Here is a 21363-nt window from a genome sequence, read left to right as displayed (position 1 = left end):
TCCTTATAGTTTGATGAGCGAATCTAGAAGTAAGATTTCTACCATTTCGCCCTCTTGCAAGTCTGCTCCATTCTCCTCTAAAATCATCAATGCACTCTTAGAGCAAAAGTTATTAACCACAGAGCTTTGCAATGTCTTTTTGTCCCAAAATCCTACCTCATAAATCCCATTTTCTATCCTCAAATTGCAGATTCTAAACTCCATTCTGCTATCTGCCCTCTTGATACTTTGAGTAAGTTTGGCTTTGAGTGGGGTGAGGGTGGGAGTCGTGCCAAGAAGTCTAGCGATGATTATCCTCACAAAAAGCATAAAAGTTACAGCACAAGAGTTTGGGAAACCCGGTAAGGAGAAAACAAACTGCTCCCCTCCCCTCACTCCAAACCCCACAGGTTTGCCTGGTTTCATTCTCACACCCTTAAAGCTCATTTCACAAACCTCTCTTATAACCTCTTGGGTGTAGTCAAAATCCCCCTTGCTCGCCCCTCCTGTGGTGATAAGAACATCACAATCCCTCAAAGCTTCCCTTACCTCTCTCTCAATTTGCCCTTTATCATCTAGTAGCAATGGATAGATTCTCCCCTCTGCCCCCATAGAGCTACAAAGGGCTTGAAGCAAGTGGTTATTTACGCTTCTAATGGTGTTTTCTCTAGGTTTCTCTCCCACCTCAATAATCTCATCTCCACCACTTAAGATTGCTACTTTAGGTTTGAGATATACGCACACAAACACACAATTTAGCTCAGCTAAAAGTCCGATTTCAAATGGGGTGATTTGACTTCCTTTTTTGAGCAAAACCTCGTCCTTTGTGTAGTTTTCCCCCACTGCTCTAATCCATTTGCCCCTCTGAATCTTTGCCCCCTCAAGTGCATAGATTTTACTCCCTTCTACTCTCACCTCTTCTACTAGCACCAAAGTATCGCAATTTATAGGGATTTTTGCCCCTGTGAATGTCTTGATACACGCCCCTTTGTGGCAAATCTGCTCTTCACTCTCCCCTGCTTTGTTGATAGAGAGGATTTCTAGCCCATCAGAGTAAAGAGAAGCAATATCCTCAGAGCTAAGTGCATAGCCATCCATTGCTGAAGTGGGGTGGTTTGGCATATTTTCCTCTGCGACTATATCTTGAGCTAGGATACGCCCTAGTGCTTGAGAGAATGGGATTTTCTCATAACTTTTTGCACTCACATTGATTGAGTGCAAGATTTCTATACTTTCTTGATAGCTAATGTTTGTCTTCATATTCTCTCCTTAGAGTAAATGTCCCATTTTTTCTTTCTTGACTTGCAAATAATGCTCATTGTGGCAATTTGGCTCGATGATGATTGGAGAGCGTTGCACTTTGACAAATCTTGAGAGCAAGTCAATCTTTTTGGGATTGTTTGTGAGAAGCTTGATTTCTGTGAGGTTGAAATGCTTAAACATTTCTCCCACGATATCATAATTCCTTGCATCTTTTGGGAATCCTAGTTCTTCATTAGCCTCCACCGTGTCTAGTCCCCTATCTTGCAGGGCATAGGCGTTGATTTTGTTGAAAAGTCCTATCCCCCTACCCTCTTGGCGAAGATAAAGAAGCATCCCCCCCTCCTTTGCTATAAGCTTGAGAGCAAGGTGTAGCTCCCCTCCACAATCGCACTTCAAAGAGCTAAGCACATCTCCTGTAAGGCATTCAGAATGCAATCGCACTAGAGGGATTTGAGGCAGAGACTCTGAGCTGATAACCAAATGCTCTAGCTCACACGCCCTACCCTCAATATTTGTAGTATATTCTCTGAAAGCTGTGAGTTTAAAATCCCCAAAAGAAGTGGGAAGTTTGGCAGTATTTGAGATTTCAAATTTCATTTATATCCTTAGAAATGATTATAAAAAGGCGTTATACCATTTTTTGGAAAAAAAATCGTTGCTTTGCTAATGTGTTGAGGAAAAAGAAGGGAGTTTAGAGAAAAATATTGAAAAAGAATAGTCTTCTATGAAATCCCAAAGCCCTATGGCGTCTTTGCTAGAGTGAGCCAAGCCCACTCTAAATAATGAGAAAAACTGACAAAGAAAAAACAGAGCCTTTTTAAGATAAAAAATCTCAACAAAGCAGTAGGCTCTGTGATACCTCTACTTTGAGAACCCTCTTTAATCTCTCATAGAGGTATCAGCAAACCTACTACTATCTATGATAAGCCCTTTTGATAAGGGTTTGATTTCCACTCCCCTTTTTTCTTTTTTCTCACCCCTCTTTCTCTCTTTTTATTTTCCACCCCCTTTTTATCCCACTCCCTTTCTCTATCCTCATATCCTAGAAACTATATCTTGCTCCAAGATTAAACTGCATAAAGGTTCTTTGCTTATCTCCAAAGCTCTTTTCTACATCGATATACATTCTAGCCCCCTTAGTTAGCTCAATATTGCTTCCTACATTTAGCACTGCTCTTCCATTGCTCTCAATACTATCTAGGCTTTTGATTGTTCCACCGATTTGTCCCTCAACACTTGCATTCCCACCATTGATATAATCATACTCATAGAATGCTCCCACATAAAGACTTGCAAATCCTTTATCAGTAGTGAATTTCTTCCCTAGACTTGCTCCAGCTCTAGTCCTTAGAGTAAGGATAGTGTCTTGAGTAGCTCTCATTGTAGTATCATAGATAGTGCCTGTCGCATCATACATTGCACGATTGAAATCACTTTGATTGAAGTATCCAAAGGCGACTTCTACTTGAGGATCAATATACCAGCTTCCTTTCTCACTCTCACCAAATTTATAGCGATACCCAAACTCATCACTTAGCACCATTGCAAAGTTGCTAGTATCTGTGAAAAGATCTGTTTTGTTACTCAAAGAGAATTTACTCATAATGTAATCAAACTTAAAGATTGTGTCATTATACCAACCACTATCACTCACATAGGAGTTATAAAGCCCTACTTCAATCATATGAGAATCTACTTCACTCAAAGCAATTGAACCACTTGAGCCAAGAATGTTATCCATACTTAGAGTATTTCCTTGAGTGCTAGAAGTTCCATAAGCCACTGCAATTCCCATAAAGTTTCTTGCACTCTCTCCTATGCTAAGTGAGTAGTCATATCCTGCTTGAGCTGTGAGGTAATCAGTCTTACTGCCAGAGCCAAAGTCATTACTCATATTTCCCCCAAAGACTCTAGCCCACACTCCATTACTATGCTCACTCTCTCGCAATTCCCCCATTCTTTTATTTAGAGAGTTAAAGTTGGCAAGGAAAAGATCATAATTGACCGTGAGGGCTGAACTTGCCACTTCTTGGTATTGGATAGGAGCTCCTTCATCTACACCTTTGCCTAGATAGTATTTGACTACACCATTGCCATCACTCTCTTCAATAAGAGTTGTTTTCATAAGAGAGCCACCGACTAAAACCTCTCCACCTTGAAGTTTATTCATATTATCTGTTGAGCCATCAGTGGAGTTGTATCCAGTATCATTCACTGTGGCGACAAGAGTATGATTGCCATTGATAATGCTATAATAACTTCCTGTGGCTGTGATGGTTGCACTTGATTTCGTGTTTGAATCCATTTTTGCTACATTATTGAAGACAATATTATCAGCTTGTCCCCCACCCACATAGATGATAAACTCAGCATTTCCTTTATAGCTTTCACCACTACCACTCTTTCCGATAGTGAGAGTATTTCTTGTGATTGCTCTTGTTGGACGCTCTACTTCCATATTGGCAATATTGATAACTGCATTATTGGCTGTTAGAGAGCTAAGTGAGCTAGTTGCTCCTAGATAGAGCTTGGAATTATTCTCTAATTCCATATTGATACTTCCACCACTGCTATTATCGATACCACCTTTTGCATTGAGTGTTACACCACTTTTGACTTGAAGAGAGAGCGATTTTCCACTTGCTACTGAAGTGCTATTGATTGCATTGTTGATGGTGCTGTTGCCACTAGAGAAAATAACTGCGTTGCTTGTGCCATTTGTGGCACTAATGCTTTGGATTACTCCACCATTGAGAGTGAGGGTGGTTGAGTAGGTAGCACTTCCACTAAGCTCTATATCCAAAACCCCATTGATTGCATTGGCAAGTGTGAGAGCTACATTATTGCTAGAAGAATCAAGAGCTAAAGTATTTCCACCCTTTGCATTGGCATTGAGAGTGGAGAGTGTGGTTGTAGTGTTTTTGAATGTTGCCTTTGCATTTGCATTTCCCATTAGGTTGAGGGTATTTGCTTGGATATCGTTGGAAGTGGTTGTAAATGAGGATATTCCACTCACACTAAGCACTGAACTGCCACTCAACCCCTGTGTGAAAGTCATATCAGTTGAGCCAAGTGCGATACTCAATCCTTGGGTTGGATTCACACTAACAGCACTGCTGATAGTGGCTGAGGTGAGTGAAGTGAGATCAAGGGTGTTGTTTGTGGAGTTTGCCTCTAGGCTTACTCCTGCTAGAGTGATTGTCTTGTTTGAAGTATCACTATCTGCTATGACAAGCTTTGTAGCTTGATTTGTCCCACCAAAGTTTGCTGTGAGATTATTGCCTTTGAGTTGAGCAATCGTGGTGGTGGAAGCATTGCTAGAGTTGAGGGAGAGAGTCCCTGCACTTGTAGAATCTACTGAGTTAAGAGCATTGCTAGAGCCTTGAAGTGTGAGTTTGGCTGTGCCACCACTGAAGACTACATTATTAGCTCCATCATTGCTTTGAGTGATATTGCCCTTGATTGTTCCTGTTTTATTGTTTGCAATATTGATTGTGGTAGTTGCACCACTTCCATTTGTATCAATTATGCTATCAAATACTCCATTGCTTCCCTCAAAGCTAATGTTTGCATTCCCAGAGTTGGAGAGTCCATTATCTAGCTCTAGTGTTGTAGAAGTGCCATTGAGGTTGATTGTCAGTCCCTTGCCTGAAGCGATATTGACTTCATCAAGGATAGTTGTCGTTCTTGCTTGGAGATTGAGGATATTTTTATCCATATCTGAAGTTGCTTCTGTGAGATTGAGGGCTTTTAGAGTGCTATTAGCAGAAGTGTTGTTGAGTGTGAGGGTAGCTGAGTTTGTAGCACCTTTCATTGATACAATCAGATTGCCCCCATTGACAAGCTTATCGATACTTGTGGCATTGGCATTGGTAGAGGTGTCAATGATAAGAGTATCTTTGTTTGTAGCTTCTCCACTTACTGCTGTGAGGGTGGAGATTCGATTAGTTGCTCCTTGTAGGGTGAGGGTGGAGTTGTCTGCAAGATAAGTGAAGTTGTTTGTTCCATTTGGTTTGGTGATATCACCTGAGACTAGAGAGTTGCCTGTGAATCCAATATGATTATTTCCACCACTAGCTGTGATAGCTCCTGCAGTAAGATTCTCTACATTGATATAGTTTGCTCCACCACTATTGGCTGTGATAGTTCCTAGAGTGAAAGTCCCACTAGCTGTGTAAGCACTAGACATAAAGGTAGAGGCAAAATTTCCTTTTATTGTCGTATCCGAGAATAAATTAGTATTGTATCCCCCATCTTGAGTGATGATATTTTTTCCAATAATGTTGTTTCCTCGAGATGAAGAGATTGTAGTGATATTGGCACTACTTGTTCCTTGATTAAAACTTAAAGCATTGAATGTTCTTGGGGTTTCATTGTTAGAACCCCAATCTCCATCTACGCTAAGCTCTGAGATATAAAGCGTATTTGTATCTGCTCCAAGCAAAAGCGTATTGTTTCCATAAGAATACCAACCATACCCATCATTGGTTAAATTTGTGATTTTTATAGAAATTTCACTACCTTTTGCTCCAAGAGTGGCTGAATTTCCTGTGAGGACAAAGAGATTGTTAGCTCCAGAAGCAGTTTTTTTATTGTCAATAAGGATATTTCCTGTAATTGAGTTATTACCTGAATTAAAAACGATTTTATTACTCCCCAGAAGAGATGTGATATTACCACCAATGGAATTGTTTGAGCTTCCTTCAAGAGTGATATAGTTGTTTGTTGAACTCTTGGCTAATATGTTTCCACTAATAGTGTTTGTAGTTCCTTTGAGGGTAATTGTGTTGTTTCCACCACTAGCAGATATAGAGGTTAGAGAGCTTGTGCCATTGGAATAAATATAATTGCTTCCACCACTAGCTGTGATAGCTCCTGCAGTAAGATTCTCTACATTGATATAGTTTCTTTCACTATTGGCTGTGATAGTTCCTAGAGTGAAAGTCCCACTAGCTGTGTAAGCACTAGACATAAAGGTAGAGGCAAAATTTCCTTTTATTGTCGTACCCGAGAATAAATTAGTATTATATCCCCCATCTTGAGTGATGATATTTTTTCCAATAATATTGCTTCCCATAGATGAAGAGATTGTAGTGATATTGGCACTATTTGTTCCTTGATTGAAACTTAAAGCATTGAAGGTTTTTGTCTGAGGATTAGTGCTTCCAAAATCCCCATCTATGCTTAGCTCTGAGATATAAAGCGTATTTGTACTTGCTCCAAGCAAAAGCGTATTGTTCCCATAAGATCTCCAACCATATCCATCACCAGCAGAGTTTGTGATTTTTATAGAAATTTTGCTATCTTCTGTTCCAAGAGTGGCTGAATTTCCTGTGAGGACAAAGAGATTGTTAGCTTCAGCCCCACTTTTTTGATTATTTTGAACGAGAATATCTCCCGTGATTGAATTGTTTCCTGAAATATTAACAAGATTGTTTCCTTTACCATTGGCTGTAATACTTCCTAAAGTGTAAGTCCCATTAGCTGTGTAATCACTAGATACAAAGACAGAAGCAAAATTGTCTTTTAATTGTGCATTACTTGTGTTTGAGAATAAATTGGCATTATATCCCCCATCTTGAGTGATGATATTTTTTCCAATAAAATTGTTCCCCGTAGATGAAGAGATTATAGCGATATTGGCACTATTTGTTCCTTGATTGAAACTTAAAGCATTAAAAGTTTTTTTATGAGGATTAGTGCTTCCCCAATCCCCATCTACACTAAGTTCTGAAATATGAAGTGTATTTATATCTGCTCCAAGCAAAAGCGTGTTATTCCCATAAGATTGGTATCCTGCACCATTGTATGAAGAGTTTGTGATTTTTACAGAAATCTTTCTATTTTCTGCTCCAAGAGTGGCTGAATCTCCTGTGAGAGCAAGAAGATTGCTACTCTTGCCACCAGTTTGCTTATTGTTGATGAGAATATTGCCATAGATTGTCGTTGTCCCACTGACATTGATATAGTTGTTTGCAGATCCATTAGCAACGATAGCATTTGCAACATCTCCACTGCTATTCCCAAATGTAAAAGTCCCACTAGCTGTATAATCACTAGATACAAAGTTGTCTGAAAAATTGTCTTTTAGTCCTATACCATAACGAGAAATGCTACCAGCGTGGATAGAGAAGTTTTTTATATCAAAAAGATTGCTACTATAGTAGAGATTGCCGTATTTTGTGCCACTATTATCAGAAGCACTTGCAATGTTTTTTCCAATAATGTTATTTCCTTTATCGGTGTTGATTGAAGCAATTTGCTTCTCTCCATTGTCATTTTCATCATTGTTGAAACTCAATGCATTAAAATTAAGCTTTGTTGTAGTCATATTTCTTGCATTAGTGCCAAGTTCTGAAAGATAGATATTGTTGGTAGTTGCACCAAAGATAACGGTATTGAGAGAACTCACATCATAACCAGCAGTCCCACTATTGTCTGCTTTGAGAGTTACAGATTGGGTAGATGAACCTAGTGAAGCTGAAGTCCCACCAAAGGCAATCTGATTGTATTTCCCTGTCTCAGCATAACCAGAATCGCTAGAACCAGATTGGATATTTCCTATGATTGAGTTCTCCCCTGCAGTGAAAGTAATTTGAGTATTTCCTCGAGTAGATGTGATATTGCCATTGATTGTAATACTTCCTTGAGTTAGGGTGATAGAGTTTGTTCCTCTTGAGGTTGCTATATTACCATTGATTGTGTTTTGCCCATTATTAAAAGTAATGGAAGTGTTTCTATTGGTTTGGGTGTTGATATTGCCATTGATAGTAGTGGTATCGCCATTGAAGTAGAGATTATTATTTCCTGAATTTGACAAAATGTTTCCATTGATTATGGTGGTGTTTTTGAAGAGAATCATTGAGCTTCCACCATTTGCTGTAATGACATTGCTTGGGGTAGTCCCTTCAGCAGGAGCAGTTCCGATGTTGATGACATCTTCAAAGACTAGATGGCTTGTACCTGTTGTGGCTGAAATGCTTGAGATAGTGTTGCTTCCATCTTTGAAAGTCCCACTATCAAACCATACATCATTTTTGCCACTTAAGCCATTTGTGGGAGTGAAAGTTAATGTATGGTTGTTTGTGGTGGCAATCTTGCCTACAAATCCTTTGCTATCATCCCAAAATGCTGAAAGCCCTCCACTATTTATCGTGATATTTCCATCGACATAGTAGGTGGAGAGTGAAGAAGAATCTGCATTGGGATTTGTGAAGGGATTCACTCCTGTGATACTATCATCACTAGCATTGAGAGCAAAGATGACACTTCCACCATCGGAAGTGATATTTCCTTTGAGAAAAGCATTTTCTGCTGTATTGTCGTTTGCTGTGGTGATAGTGGGATCTACGATGAATTTCACTGCACCACCAGTGAGTGTGAGTGTGCCATCTCCTTGATTGGTTGTATCACTATTATTAAAATACACCTTTTTAGCACCATTGAAGGCTAGAGTCCCTCCTGTAATAGTGAGTTGATTGACTTGTGAGGTTTGAGTTGTAGCTTCTCCTCCGTCTTCTGGGGTGGTTGTAGTGGTTACTTCCACTTGTTTGCTTGTATTGAAATTGAAAATTTTGTTATCATTTTCTACATCTTCTGCAAAACCAAAAGCCAAAGTCCCTCCACTTAGGGTTGTTGTCCCAAGCATATCATTGATGTTTTTGTTTCCATTAGCTAGAAGCGTTGTTGTCCCACCACTGATTGTCAATCCACCTGCAAAAATGTTTTGAGATGTGGGATTGAAAGTATTGTTTCCATTGCTAATGGTTGTCGCTCCACCAATTGTCCCATTTTCAAAGGTGATAGTGTTTGTGCCGTTTTGACTGATTGTAAGTGTCCCTGTAATCCCTGCACTACCTGTAAAATACATTTCTGTTGAAGCTGAACCATCAAGCGTTACATTTCCTTGAATTCCTTGCCCTCCAAACTTACCAATATTTGTATTTCCACTCCCACCTCCTGTTTTAAAATCCCCTACTAGGGCATATCCACTCGTAACTCCTGAGAGATCAAGTGTTGTGATTTTTCCTGTGGGACTAGATACTTTTGAGGGGCGAAGTTCGATTGAGGTTGCAGTGATTGTCGTTGTGCTTGTGAGGGTAAAGTTTGTAACTTCACTACTTGCTTTAATGTCGTATGTGTCCCCATTTGCTCCTGAATTTTCAGCAGAGCCATTAAAGACAAGAATGATTCTTTTGCCTACAAGACTTGTGCCATCTGAAGTCTGAGGAGTGAAAGAGCCATTGCTATCATTTGTCCATTGGATTCCAAAAACGCTAGATTCTACAGCTTCTCCATCAAGACTGAAAGTAGGTTCTGTCGCTACTGCTACACTTACTCCAAGAGCCAAAGCAAGGGAACTTGCGATGAGGGGTTTGAAGCTAGATTTTTGTATAGAGGGGTTTTGCTCTAATCTCTTATCTGCCCCCCCCCCCTAGAGCAATTTTGGGTAACATTTTCATCTTGGTTTCCTTTTAGGTTGAAATAAAAGCCCAAATTCTATCTAAAAACTAACAAATTTTAAACCAAAAAACAATCAATAGCAAATAAAAGTCAAAAATTCTCTTTTTTTGCTACAATTTTTCAATCTTACGACAAGGAGGAAACAATGGCAATTTTTGGAAAGATTGAGGATTTAAAACCTCTTTTTAGCAAAACCCAAGAGCTAGAGAGTTTGCTAGTGGGGGTTGAAAGCGTGTTTAGTGGAGAGCGACTCTCCAAGCTCCAAGCCCTCAATGTGGGGGAGAACTACAAGGTGGAGCTAAATTATGGAATGTTTTATATCGCTCACTGCTATGCTCTCAAGAGTGAGGAGGAGGGGTTTTTTGAATCTCATCAAGAATATATCGACTTTCAAGTGGTGGTAGAGGGGTTTGAGAACTATTTGATAGGAGATAGAAGCAAGTTTGCACCACTTCAGAGCTATGATGAGAGCAAAGATTTGGAAGTGCATACCCCCACCCAAGAGCTTAGTCGTATTCGCTTAGAGGGTAGAGAAATGGCTGTGCTATTTCCTTATGATATCCACGGCGTGGGGATAGGCTATGGAGAGGAAGTGGGCAAGATTGTGAGAAAAGTGATTTTCAAAGTCCCCAATCGCTATATCAAGCATCGTCTGTGATGAAATGAGCCCCCAAGCTCTCTTTGCGTCTGAGGGCTTGGTGGATAATCTCTTTGGCTACAAGCAGTCTTAGTCTTAGCATTCTGCCGATTTTGCACTCAAGCATCGCTTCCACTCCACCTAGAGCAGAGTTTAGGCTCTGAGGAGTTCTGATAATCCCGACTTTATCCCACATTATTTTTCTTAGAGTGTTTTTGAGCGTGATATCGCCCTCTTCTTGCAAACTCTCTTTGAGGATTGGGAAAATCTGCTTAGAGTCAAAGTCATAAGAGCTTCCTAGTATATCTCTAGCTACCCTTTTGCCAAAGATAAGCCCTTCAAGAAGTGAGTTTGAAGCTAGGCGATTGGCTCCGTGTATTCCGTTGTTGGCACATTCTCCTATGGCATAGAGGTTTTCTATGCCCAAAACCTTGCTTCTCTCATCAACGGCGATTCCCCCCATTGAGTAGTGAAATGCAGGGGAGATAGGGATTTTTTGCTCTGGGATTTGAAGCTTGTAGGAAGTGAGGGAGTGATAGATATTGGGGAATCGTGCTTCAAACCCCTCTTTGCTAAAGCTTGAGAGATCCAAAAACGCCTCTTGATTGTGTCTTTTGCAATAGTCAAATATCCCTCTTGAGACTATATCTCTAGGTGCAAGTTCTCCTCTCTCATCATAATCAAAGAGAAATCTTCTTCCTTCCCTATCCACAATCTTGCCTCCCTCTCCTCTCACAGCCTCACTGATGAGGGGTTTGCGTGCTGTTGGGGCTGAAGTATATACCGTGGGGTGGAATTGGAGCATTTCCATATCTTTGAGTTTGCAGTGGTGCTCTAGTATCATTCCGTGCAAGTCGCTACTGATAGTGTAGGCGTTGGTGTGATAGCGATAGAGTCCCCCTACTCCCCCACTTGCCAAAACTACGCATTTGGCATACACTTGAGTGATTTCGCCCCTATTGAGTAGGCTAACCCCATAGCAACGCCCATTTTCTATAAGCAAATCAATGACTTGGGCTTGTTTGCATAGAGGGTGCTTGAGTTGGGTGATGAGATGAGTGTGGAGGAATCGCCCTGTCCCATCGCCATCAAAGTGGATAATCCTTGCTTTTTTATGCCCCCCTTCTTTGGCATATAGCACCTCTCCTCTCTCATCTCTATCTACCCTTAGCCCAATCTCTTCTAGCTCTTTGATGAGATTGACACTCTCTTGGCATAGAGTTTCCACACTTGCAGTGGTGTTGAATCCCACTCCTGCATTGAGTGTATCTGCGATATGCTCGGCGATGTCTTCTCTATCTTTGGCGACACTGATTCCCCCTTGTGCATAAAAGGTATTGCACTCCCACGGCTCATCTTTGCAAACTAGAAGCACTTTTAGGCTTTTGGGCAAATGCATGGCACAATAAAGCCCTGCTACCCCTGCTCCTACGATAATGATGTCGTATTTCATTTTTTCTCTACCTCTTGAGATTTATTCTCTTTTTGGGTGCTTTCTTTGGGGGTATCATCTTTCCAAAATGGCATACTCTTATATCCACACCCTGCAATCAACAAAGCATATGCTAAAATAACACAATGAAAAGTTCGCATAGTATTATCTCCAAACTAAAGTCTAAACCTGAATTTAAAAGGCTTCAAGAAATTGATGATATAGGTAAAATCATCAATGCTTTGCCATTAGAAATGCGTAAGTATATATCTTTTGGCACTCAAAAGAAGCAAAAACTTTGCTTTGCACTCAATAATCCCCTGCTCTGCTCTGAATACAATCGCTACAAATCAAGCCTTATCCTTGCAATCTGTCAAGAGTTTAGAGAGCATTTCACGCAACTTCAAGATGTCAAAGAAGTGTGGTTTTATTATCCTCAAGCTTTGGAGAGCAACAAAAATGGAGCGTATTTCAATGCCCCCAAACACTTTGCTTCTGTGTGTGAGGTGCAAGAGGAGTATTATCTGCAACGCTATGAGGAGCATTCCAAAGGAGAGTTTCTCAATCACGCCACAGATCCCAAGCTTCACAAACTCTTTGAGAAGATTCGCCAAAATATTTTAAAGAATCTCAATGCCTAGTCCTTTGGTGCAAACACTCAAAACTCTTCCTAAAAAAAGTGGGATATATCAATACTATGATGAAAAGGGCGTATTGCTCTATGTGGGAAAGGCAAAAAACCTCCATAATCGTGTGAGAAGCTACTTTAGGGTAACTGACGCCACCCCAAGCTCCAATCTCAGCCCAAGAATCCACAATATGATTCTCAAAGTCGCCTCTATCCAAACTATCATCGTAGATAGCGAAATGGACGCATTGATTTTAGAAAACTCTCTTATCAAACAGCTTAAACCTAGATACAACATTTTGCTTAGAGATGATAAGACTTACCCTTATATCTATATTGACACTGCCTCGCCCTTTCCTCGCCCCAAAATCACAAGAATCAAACGCAAATCTTGTATCTATTTTGGACCATTTTGCACTGGGAGTAAGGAACTGCTAGAAAGTCTGTATGAAGTCGTGCCATTGGTGCAAAAAGAGGGGTGTCTGAGAGAGAAAAAAGCGTGTCTTTTCTATCAGATTAACCGATGTCTAGCCCCCTGTGAGGGCAAAATCACACAAGAGGAGTATCAAAAGCTCCTCACTCAAGCCATAAACTATCTCAAGGACAAAAAATCCCTAATCACAAAACTTGAAGAGAAAATGCTAAGGGTGGCTGAGCAAGAGAGGTTTGAAGAGGCAATCACACTAAGGGAGAGGATCAAAAAAATCTCATCTCTCTCTATGCATTCACAAATCGATTCTCATACCCAAGATGCAAATTGGGATATATTTGCCCTAGAGCATAATGCCAAATACGCCGTGCTAATGAAGCTCTATATGAGAGAGGGCAAAATCATCTCAAGCGATTATGAAAAAATCATCTTACACCAAAAAAGCCTAGAGTTTGAAGAAAGAATCTCGCTCTATCGCCAAGCTTTAGTCAATCACTATGGCAAGGATTTGCCCCTCCCTCCTAGTGCAATCATCTTGCCAAGCGAGATAGAGGGAGAGCTAGAAGAGTGTCAAGAGTGGCTGACAATCAAGCTAGTTTTCCCCAAAAAGGGAGAGAAAAAGGCACTAGTAGAACTAGCAAGTAAGAATGCTAAGGAGATTTTAAAGATTGAGGATAGTGAGTATGAGATAAAGCAGGGACTTAAAGAGCTTTTCTCTCTGCATACCTTGCCTCATAGAATCGAGGTGTTTGACACAAGTCATCATGCTGGGGAGAATAATGTGGGGGCAATGGTGGTGTATGAGGAGGGGAAATTTATCAAGGATTCTTATCGAATGTATCATTTGGAGGGGAGCGATGAGTATTCGCAAATGAGGGAAATGCTAGTGCGTCGAGCCAAAGACTTTGAGAAAACTTCTCCTCCTGATTTGTGGCTACTTGATGGGGGCAAGGCTCAAATCCATATCGCTCAAGAGGTGCTAGAGAGCGTGGGGGTGGAGCTAGAAGTGATAGCCATAGCCAAAGAGAAGCTAGATCATAAAGCCCACAGAGCCAAAGGCAAGGCAAGAGATATTTTGAGGGCGTATGTGGAGGGGGAATACAAAGAAATGCGACTGCTCCCAAGCGATACAAGACTGCAATATTTTCAAAAACTGCGTGATGAGGCTCATCGCTTTGCAATCAAATTCCATAGGGAGAAGAAACTTAAGGGGTTTATACCTAGGGGGTAGGAGAGAAAGATTTGCCCTAGATAAAAGAGACTATTTCTCAGAAGTTTTTAGTGCTACAATTTAAAAAACCCCAAGGAATAGTGATGGTAAAAATCTCAAATGATGAGCTAAAAGAGTTTGATAAGGACATTGTGGCAATCCTCTCAGCAGAGAGGCTAGAGGGATATGAGGGGGATTTGGATAAGCATTTTGAAAATCTCAAACTTGCCCAAAGGATTGTCAAAAGGCTTTCAATCCTTGAGATTTATTTACGCAATAAGCTAGACTATTGCCTCAAATGCCTTGTGGGAGAGGAGTGGATAAAGAGTGAGATTGCCCTAAGTATCATCAAAGAGAGAGGAAATATCTCAATCCTACAATCTCATCAAATCCTCTCCTCTCTAATGCTAGGCGAACTTATCAGACTAATTGATATTTACAAAGTCAAGCACTATATGTTTGACTTGAAGAATATGGACTTCAGGGAATATCATTGGAAAAATAGGAATTTTTTCTATATCGGCAAGAAGAAAAGTCATCTTTCTAATGTTGAGAAAGTCAATATTGCACTTAATCTTATGCGAACGATTCGTAATCGTGCATTTCATTGGGAGAATCTGCTTAAAACTAGGACAATCAAAGGGGTGGTTTTCCCTAGAATTACCCATAGCGAAAAGAACTCAACACTAGGAATAATGCCTGATAAAATCTTGGTGTTTTTAGATGATTTGATAAGCACGATTGATAATGAAGTGATAAGGGAATATCAAAAAAAGGAGAAATAAAAGGTGGGCGCAAGTCCGCCCTCTAACGCAAAGAAATTATAGCATTAAAGATTTGTTAATTTTTGCAATTTTATGAGATTTGCCATTTTTGTCAAGAAGGTTTTTTGCTCCTCCCCTCTCAAAGCACTCCTTCTCATCTGCCCTCTTCTCTACTTCCTCCAAATGCTTTATAATACTCTGCCCAATCACCTTGCCTAGTTTGGGGGGGACAGCGTTTCCGATATGTCTAGAGATTGTCGCCATAGGGATAGGCAGGTGTTTATTTTCAATAAAATCATAGCTTGGAGGGAAGGTCTGAAGCAAACTTGCTTCTCGCAAACTGATAGCTCTGTGTTGCTCTGGGTGTCCAAATCTCCCATTCCCAAGACTTGTGCAAAGCGTCGTCATCGTTGGAGAGGGTTCATCCCATCTCATCCTCCCATACACTGCATCAAATCGTTTGCCACTCTCCTTTTTGTGGCAGTCTAGTATCAAATCCTCACTCCAGTCTTTCCACCCTCCACCATTGGGAGGAGTGGATCGGATACGCTTTTGGTTGATGGGGGTGAGTTTTCTTGCAATGTGTAGGCTGTCATCTTTATCTTGCTCTCCATCTCTTAGTCTAGGGAGAGAGCCTATGGTATCTCTGAGGGTAACATATCTATCTTTAGTGTGGGTAGGAGCTATAAGCTTGATTTCTCCTAGCCTTGAAGCTACAAGCACCAAGCGTTTTCTGCCCTGAGGGATTCCATATTTTGGACAAAAAACAATCTCGTAATGGACAAGATATTTGAGTTTGCAGAGTGTCTTGACAAAGCTATGAAATATGGGGTATTTGGCAAGATTTGGGACATTTTCCATACTCACTATTTCAGGCAAAATCCCTACAATCAACCTCTTAAACTCATCAAGCAAAGTCCATTTTTCATCGTTTTTGTTTCTATTTTTTTGAGTGTATGAAGAGAAAGTTTGACAAGGGGCACACCCCACAAGGACACGATACTTTGCCCCCTCAAAGAAGGGAGTGATGTCTTGTTTTTGGAGAGAGCGAATGCTTTTGTGTAAAAACACACCTCCTACATTTTTCTCATAAGCAAACTTGCAAGTCTTATCTATATCAACCCCCATAGATATGGGGAGATTAGCACTCTTTAATCCATAGCTCAAACCCCCTACACCACAAAATAAATCTACAACTCTAACTTGACTTAAATCCATAAAAACTCCATAAAGTGGGGGATACACAAATGCCAAGATGTGTGAAAAAATATTTGAGTCAAGAAGTCTATATCCAAAAAGACAATAAATCTTTAATCATTTTTATCTCAAAAATTTTGCAATTCATAAGTTCGGAGCTATGTGTGAGGCTCTAAGGAATGGCAAGGTTTTTGTTTTTGCCCTAAATCTAATCTCTATTTCAAGCTCTAATCTTGCCTTGCTTGGTGGAGTGGGTGTGGGCTTATGCCCTACCCTTTGAGAATCTCATAGGCTTTTTGGATTTTTCTAAGGTTTTGAAGTGCGTCAGGGGTGAGGGGTTTGTTGAGATTTTTGTCATCTAGGATATTTTGCTTCTCTTGAGTGATAAGCTCTTGGTAGCGAGAATAGAGGTCATCATAGCTTCCAAAAATCTCTTTTGCTTCTTCTTGTGTGAGTTGCACTTCATAGCTTGTGGCAAAATTATCATAGAGATTGTTGAAATCTGTATTATCTATCCCTAGCAATGCTCCTATATCAATGATCGCCTCTTTTGTTAGCTCGTTGAGTTCGCCATCAGCATATCCTAGTGCAAAACAAAATTCCACAACTTTTAGCTTCTTTTTATACTCGCCTTTGGTTAGCTCTACAAAGCCTTTGGCAAGGGAGCTTATATTTTTGTTGCCTGAAGTGAAGATAGCAAGGAGTATGTCATAAACCTCACTCTCACTCCCTAGATTTTTCATCTCTTTTGCCATATCAGAGAGAAGAGAAGAAGCCATTTCTTTCTCTAGCTCACAAATCTCTCCATCAGCGTTTGCCACATAGCCCAAAATCCCTGCTAGTAGTCCATATTCACTCTGCTCTACCTTATCTTGAAGTCTTGGCTCTTGGGGGAGTGCATAGGCTTGGCTCTGCTCTTGTTTGAAACGTTTGAGATTCTCTTCATTGCCTAGATACTCTCTTAGAGTATTCCACAAAAAATACATTACAACTCCTGCAATAAGCAAGATAATCAAAGTCAAAGTGCTATCCATCTTTTCTCCTTCTTAAATCTTTATAAACCACCTTTTTTTCTTGTGCCAATTCTTGATTGACTTCTTGGCGTTGTCTGCGTTTCTCTCTCATCTTCTCCAAATACTGCTCTTGCACCACTGAGCGTTTGGGCTTAATGGGCTTGACATATAGAGAGAATAAAATGAGGAAAAAGAATACCACACACACAGGCTCACTGCCCTCTCCTGCGATGACATACCAAGCCCCTGAGACAAGGAGAGCAAAGAGAATTTTCATAATCCCCTTCATTCTTCTGCCTTGTCTTTGTAGAAGATATGGGGGTTGTTGGAGAGGATTGCTATCATTGAATCCTCTAGCTCTTGGTTTTGTGCCACCTCAAAGGGATTGCAATAAATCATCACTGATTGGGCATCGTTTTCATCTTGGAGGACAATTTGCATCACGCTTGAGTATGGGATTTCCAAAATTGTGCCTAAATCATCGCCATTTTTCATCACAAGCCCTGCTTCAAACTCAAAGTGATTTTCCCCTAGCTCAAGGGATTGGAAGCTATAACCTGAGAGGATAAAGACTGCCACTTTCCCTAGTCGCTCCCTCATCTCTGCACTCAAAGAGGGGGTAAATTTGATAAAAGTCGTATCACACACGATTGAGAAATGCAAATCCTCTTCAATGAGTGTGGCTATCATCTCTTTGGCGTGTCGCTGAAGTGTGGTGTGAAGTTTGAGAGAGTTAGAATCTATCATTTCCCCTCCTTTGATAGGATTGCCAAAAACTCATCAAGCAAGATTTTTACCTGCTTCATTCCAATCTCCCAAAACTCTTCATCTTCGATATCAAAGCCAAACTTTGCAATCAAATCTTTAGGAGAGGCACTGCCCCCACTTGAGAGAAACTCTAAATACTTGGCGACAAACTCACTCTCATTGCCCTGCTCTTTGGAATGCTTGTAGAGTCCAAAGAGTGCAAGGACAAGGAGCTGTCCATAACTATAAGCATAGCAATAAAATGGGGAGTGGATAAAGTGAGGGATATAGCTCCACCATTGGTTGTAATTGCTTGTTAGCTCAATGCTTTTGCCAAACATTTTTTGGTTTTCCTCTCGCCAAATTTTGTTGAAATCCTCACTTTTTAGCTCATCAGGAGTAGAGTGGATTGCACGCTCAAAGTTTGTCATCACAATTTGCCTAAAGAGAGTGGAGAAAATATCTTCAATCTTCCCTGCATATAGGGAGAGAAGCTCATTTTTTGGCACTTGAGATTTGAGAGTGTCAAAAAGTAGCATTTCTGCAAAGACTGAAGCCGTCTCAGCAGTGGTGAGAGGGGTATCCATATTGAGATAGCCTTGAGATTTGCTAAGCTCTTGGTGAATCATATGTCCAAATTCGTGAGCGATAGTGAAAACATCACGCCTTCCCCCTGTGAAGTTGAGAAGGACATAGGGATGAGCTGAAGGCACACAGCCATGAGAGAAAGCCCCTCCTCTCTTCCTATCTTTGGGGTGAGAATCTACCCACCCTTCTTTGAGGGCTTTTTGGGTAATTTCCATAAAAGTAGGAGAGAAGTTTGCAAAGCTCTCTTTGACTAGCTCTAGGGCTTGGGGATAGGAGATTTTGATACTTGCTTCTTTGCTGATAGGAGCGTATCTATCATAATCTTTGAGTTTTTTAAGTCCTAAGATTTGTTTCTTTGCCTCATAGTATCGCTCTACAAGTGGATAGTTTTTCTCCACGACTTTGATAAGAGAATCTACGCTTTTTTGAGTGGTTTGGTTATCAATATGACGGAAAGATTCGGGTTTTTGGTATTTTCTAAGTTTGGTGTTGATTGCCAAATCTTTTCGCACCATATTGAGGATAAAGGTGAGGAAGTGATCGGATTGGTGGAGCTTTTTGCTAAAGACTTTTTGAGCCTTTTTCCTCTCTTTGCGATTAAATGAGTAAAGATAGGCTAGGACTTCTTCTTCTCCGATTTTTTTCTCTTCTTTGCTGAATTTGAATTTCATTTGAGAGAAGTGTTCATCAAAAAAGCGACTAAATGCCCCTACTCCCACAGGAGAAACCTCTAGTAGGACTTGCTCTTGCTCTAGGGTGAGTTGGTGGGCTTTGGTGGCAATGAGATGAGAGAGATAGTAGGCATATTTGGGGTATTCTTGCTTATATTTCTCTTGAAGCTCTTCACTCAAAGAGCAAAACTCTAGCTCAAAAAAGAGCAAATGGCTTTGAATCTCATTGCATTTGATTTCATAGTTGGCATAAATATCTCCCCTTGAGCTATCTTGGGCAAATAGCAAAAAGGTATAAGTCCCAATCAAGCCAATCCCTTCCAAAATCTCCTCATACTTGGGTAAGATTCCTTGAGGGCAGGTGGAGAGTTTGCCCCTGTATTGGGCTTCAAACTTCTCTGCCTCACTTTTGAGGGCTTGGACTTTCTCCTCTAGTGCTTCTTGAGAGGCAAATAAATCTCCTAATTTCCAGCAATCCATAATTCTCCTTGGGGTATAAAATCCAAAAGTGGGATTTTACAAAAGATTTCAAAGACTATAAGCAATAAATAATCCACCCCTACTCTCTTTGGCAAGAGAGGGGGACTATTCTTCTCTTGGAGCGAGGGCTGCGTGGGCTAAAATCTTGGCGATTTCTTTTTTCTCATTGATGACAAAGTGGAGTTTCATATCTCCTAGCTCAATTTCTTGCTCTTGGGTGGTTACTTTGGCGATGATATTGCAATTTGGGGCCTTATCCAAAATCACTTCACAAATATTTTTGATATGACTTGTGTTATCCACAGCAATAATCACTGCTCTTGATTCTTCAAGGTTGAGTTGTTCGATGATACTTTTTTGCCCCACATTTCCAAACATTACATTATCCCCCCTAGCAAGTCCCCTCTCCACTCTTGAGAGATTGTAATCAATAGCGATATATTGCACGCTATGCTCTTTGAGCCAATTGACTGTTTCTTGTCCAAAAGTTCCATAACCACACACTACGATGTGATTTCTCATCATTGGCATATTGCCACTTTGAGCGATATCACAATACTCTGGCACGATTTCCCCTGCTTTCTCTTTGGGGAGGAAGAGAAGAGTGAGTTTGCGTAAATTTTTGAGGATAAAGGGTGTGGCAATCATAGAGAGGATTACCATAAGGGTGAGGATTTGATCCATATCAGCCACTGAAAAACTACTATCCAAAATCCCTGCATCAATCAGTCCTTGCAAAACTTTGCTTCCCTCATTGGTTTTGAGAAGTCCATTTTGCTGAGACATTAGAAAGATTGCAAAAGAAAATTCTCCGATTTGTGAGAGTGCAAGGGCAGTTTTGAGAGAAACCTTTGCCCCTTTGCCAAGAAGCTTGAGGGTGGAGAATATCACACCCACCTTGAGAATCATCACAACACACAAAAAAAGTCCGATGATAAAAAAGTGCTGAAGCAAAAATTCAAGATTGACTTGCATTCCCACGGTTACAAAAAATAAGCCCAAAAAAATGTCCCTAAAGTGGGTAAGATCTGCCTCGACTTGGTGCTTGTATTTGGAGCTTGAGATGACCATACCTGCTACAAATGCCCCCAAAGAGTGAGAAAACTCAAAGTATTCACTAAGCAAGGCTGAACCTAGCACGATAAAAAGCACCGTTCCCATAAAAATCTCATCCATATGCGTATCTGCTGCGAATTTGAGAATCTTACTTGCCACAAATTTACCTGGGACAAAGAGGATAAAAAGCACCACAATGGCTGAAATAATCGTCTTGGTTACAAGTGGAACTAGCTCGGCTTCTTTATTGCTTAGCATTGCCACCATAAGCAAGATTGGAATGACTGCAATATCTTGCATTATGAGGATTCCAAGAGCGTTTTTGCCATAGCTTGTGCCTACGACTTTACTCTCCTCAAAGCTCTTTAGCACAATAGCAGTAGAAGAGAGAGAAAACGCACTAGCAATGACGATAGAGGTAGCGATGTCAAACTTGAAAAAGTAGTGATTGATAAGAAAAAACACACTTGAGGTAAGAATCATCTGCAAACTTCCAAAGATTAAAACCTCTTGCTTCATCGCTTTTATGCGTGTGAAACTAAATTCTAACCCTATCATAAACATCAAAAAAACTATGCCAAACTCTGCAATCTTATTGAGGTCTTCAGAAGCTGAAATCGCCCTCAAATCAAACGCATAAACGATGATTACTCCTGTAACGATATAGCCGATGATGACAGGAATATCAATGCGTTTGAAAAAGATATTAATCACAACTGCGATTCCCAAAGCAAAAACACAAATAGCAAAACCCAAAATTAACCCTCCTAAATATAAAAATGTGGAAAAAATCGTTTAATGAGTG

At 40.4% G+C, this 21363-nt stretch carries 15 protein-coding genes; 4 read left to right on the top strand and 11 right to left on the bottom strand.

What is annotated here, in order from left to right; translation table 11 throughout:
• Positions 1-3 precede the first annotated feature (3 nt).
• The 3 genes from CQA58_RS04080 to CQA58_RS04070 form a co-directional block, all read right to left on the bottom strand.
• Positions 4-1239 carry a molybdopterin molybdotransferase MoeA gene (locus CQA58_RS04080; protein ID WP_115569453.1) on the bottom strand — a complete coding sequence of 412 codons (1236 nt, stop codon included), beginning with the start codon at positions 1237-1239 and terminating at the stop codon, positions 4-6.
• A 9-nt stretch (positions 1240-1248) separates the two neighbouring features.
• Positions 1249-1839 carry a GTP cyclohydrolase II gene (gene ribA, locus CQA58_RS04075; RefSeq protein ID WP_115569452.1) on the bottom strand — a complete coding sequence of 197 codons (591 nt, stop codon included), beginning with the start codon at positions 1837-1839 and terminating at the stop codon, positions 1249-1251.
• Between the two features lie 445 nt (positions 1840-2284).
• The gene (locus CQA58_RS04070) at positions 2285-9592 is read right to left on the bottom strand and encodes an autotransporter outer membrane beta-barrel domain-containing protein (RefSeq protein ID WP_115569451.1); all 7308 of its coding nucleotides are present in this window, start codon (positions 9590-9592) and stop codon (positions 2285-2287) included.
• A gap of 258 nt (positions 9593-9850) precedes the next feature.
• On the opposite strand from CQA58_RS04070, the gene CQA58_RS04065 reads away from it, so the two are divergent.
• The gene (locus tag CQA58_RS04065; RefSeq protein ID WP_115569450.1) at positions 9851-10363 is read left to right on the top strand and encodes a YhcH/YjgK/YiaL family protein; all 513 of its coding nucleotides are present in this window, start codon (positions 9851-9853) and stop codon (positions 10361-10363) included.
• Here the strand turns inward: CQA58_RS04065 and CQA58_RS04060 are convergent.
• Complete coding sequence (locus tag CQA58_RS04060; protein WP_115569449.1) at positions 10347-11795, bottom strand: L-aspartate oxidase; 1449 nt, start codon at positions 11793-11795, stop codon at positions 10347-10349. The genes CQA58_RS04065 and CQA58_RS04060 overlap by 17 nt on opposite strands.
• Positions 11792-11935, bottom strand: coding sequence for a hypothetical protein (locus CQA58_RS08215; RefSeq protein ID WP_170126736.1), 144 nt, complete (start codon positions 11933-11935; stop codon positions 11792-11794). Before CQA58_RS08215 ends, CQA58_RS04060 begins: the two co-directional genes overlap by 4 nt.
• On the opposite strand from CQA58_RS08215, the gene CQA58_RS04055 reads away from it, so the two are divergent.
• The 3 genes from CQA58_RS04055 to CQA58_RS04045 all read left to right on the top strand — a co-directional run bounded on the left by CQA58_RS04055 (position 11921) and on the right by CQA58_RS04045 (position 14827).
• A complete protein-coding gene (locus CQA58_RS04055; protein WP_115569448.1) occupies positions 11921-12415 on the top strand; it encodes a hypothetical protein in 495 nt (164 codons plus the stop codon). The genes CQA58_RS08215 and CQA58_RS04055 overlap by 15 nt on opposite strands.
• Complete coding sequence (gene uvrC / locus CQA58_RS04050) at positions 12408-14063, top strand: excinuclease ABC subunit UvrC (protein ID WP_115569447.1); 1656 nt, start codon at positions 12408-12410, stop codon at positions 14061-14063. Before CQA58_RS04055 ends, uvrC begins: the two co-directional genes overlap by 8 nt.
• Before the next feature lie 83 nt (positions 14064-14146).
• Positions 14147-14827 (top strand): hypothetical protein, encoded by a 681-nt coding sequence (locus tag CQA58_RS04045; protein WP_115569446.1) that lies wholly within the window; start codon positions 14147-14149, stop codon positions 14825-14827.
• Positions 14828-14863: 36 nt separating this feature from the next.
• On the opposite strand, the gene CQA58_RS04040 is transcribed toward CQA58_RS04045, so the two are convergent.
• The 6 genes from CQA58_RS04040 to CQA58_RS04015 form a co-directional block, all read right to left on the bottom strand.
• A complete protein-coding gene (locus tag CQA58_RS04040; RefSeq protein ID WP_115569445.1) occupies positions 14864-16024 on the bottom strand; it encodes a DNA cytosine methyltransferase in 1161 nt (386 codons plus the stop codon).
• A gap of 248 nt (positions 16025-16272) precedes the next feature.
• A complete protein-coding gene (locus CQA58_RS04035; RefSeq protein WP_115569444.1) occupies positions 16273-17037 on the bottom strand; it encodes a TerB family tellurite resistance protein in 765 nt (254 codons plus the stop codon).
• Complete coding sequence (locus CQA58_RS04030) at positions 17030-17305, bottom strand: hypothetical protein (RefSeq protein WP_115569443.1); 276 nt, start codon at positions 17303-17305, stop codon at positions 17030-17032. The genes CQA58_RS04035 and CQA58_RS04030 overlap by 8 nt, the downstream gene beginning before the upstream one ends.
• On the bottom strand, positions 17302-17763 hold the full coding sequence (locus CQA58_RS04025) for a hypothetical protein (protein ID WP_115569442.1): 462 nt from the start codon (positions 17761-17763) through the stop codon (positions 17302-17304). The genes CQA58_RS04030 and CQA58_RS04025 overlap by 4 nt, the downstream gene beginning before the upstream one ends.
• Entirely contained in the window at positions 17760-19502 is a 1743-nt protein-coding gene (locus CQA58_RS04020) for a M3 family oligoendopeptidase (protein ID WP_115569441.1), read from the bottom strand. Before CQA58_RS04020 ends, CQA58_RS04025 begins: the two co-directional genes overlap by 4 nt.
• Positions 19503-19607: 105 nt before the next feature.
• On the bottom strand, positions 19608-21314 hold the full coding sequence (locus CQA58_RS04015; protein ID WP_115569440.1) for a cation:proton antiporter: 1707 nt from the start codon (positions 21312-21314) through the stop codon (positions 19608-19610).
• Between the last annotated feature and the right edge of the window lie 49 nt (positions 21315-21363).

The organism is Helicobacter brantae (genome assembly GCF_003364205.1).
GTDB classification, from domain to species: Bacteria; Campylobacterota; Campylobacteria; order Campylobacterales; family Helicobacteraceae; genus Helicobacter_G; species Helicobacter_G brantae.
The sequence above is the reverse complement of the archived record's forward strand: the minus strand, read 5'-3'. Positions and strand labels throughout refer to the sequence as shown.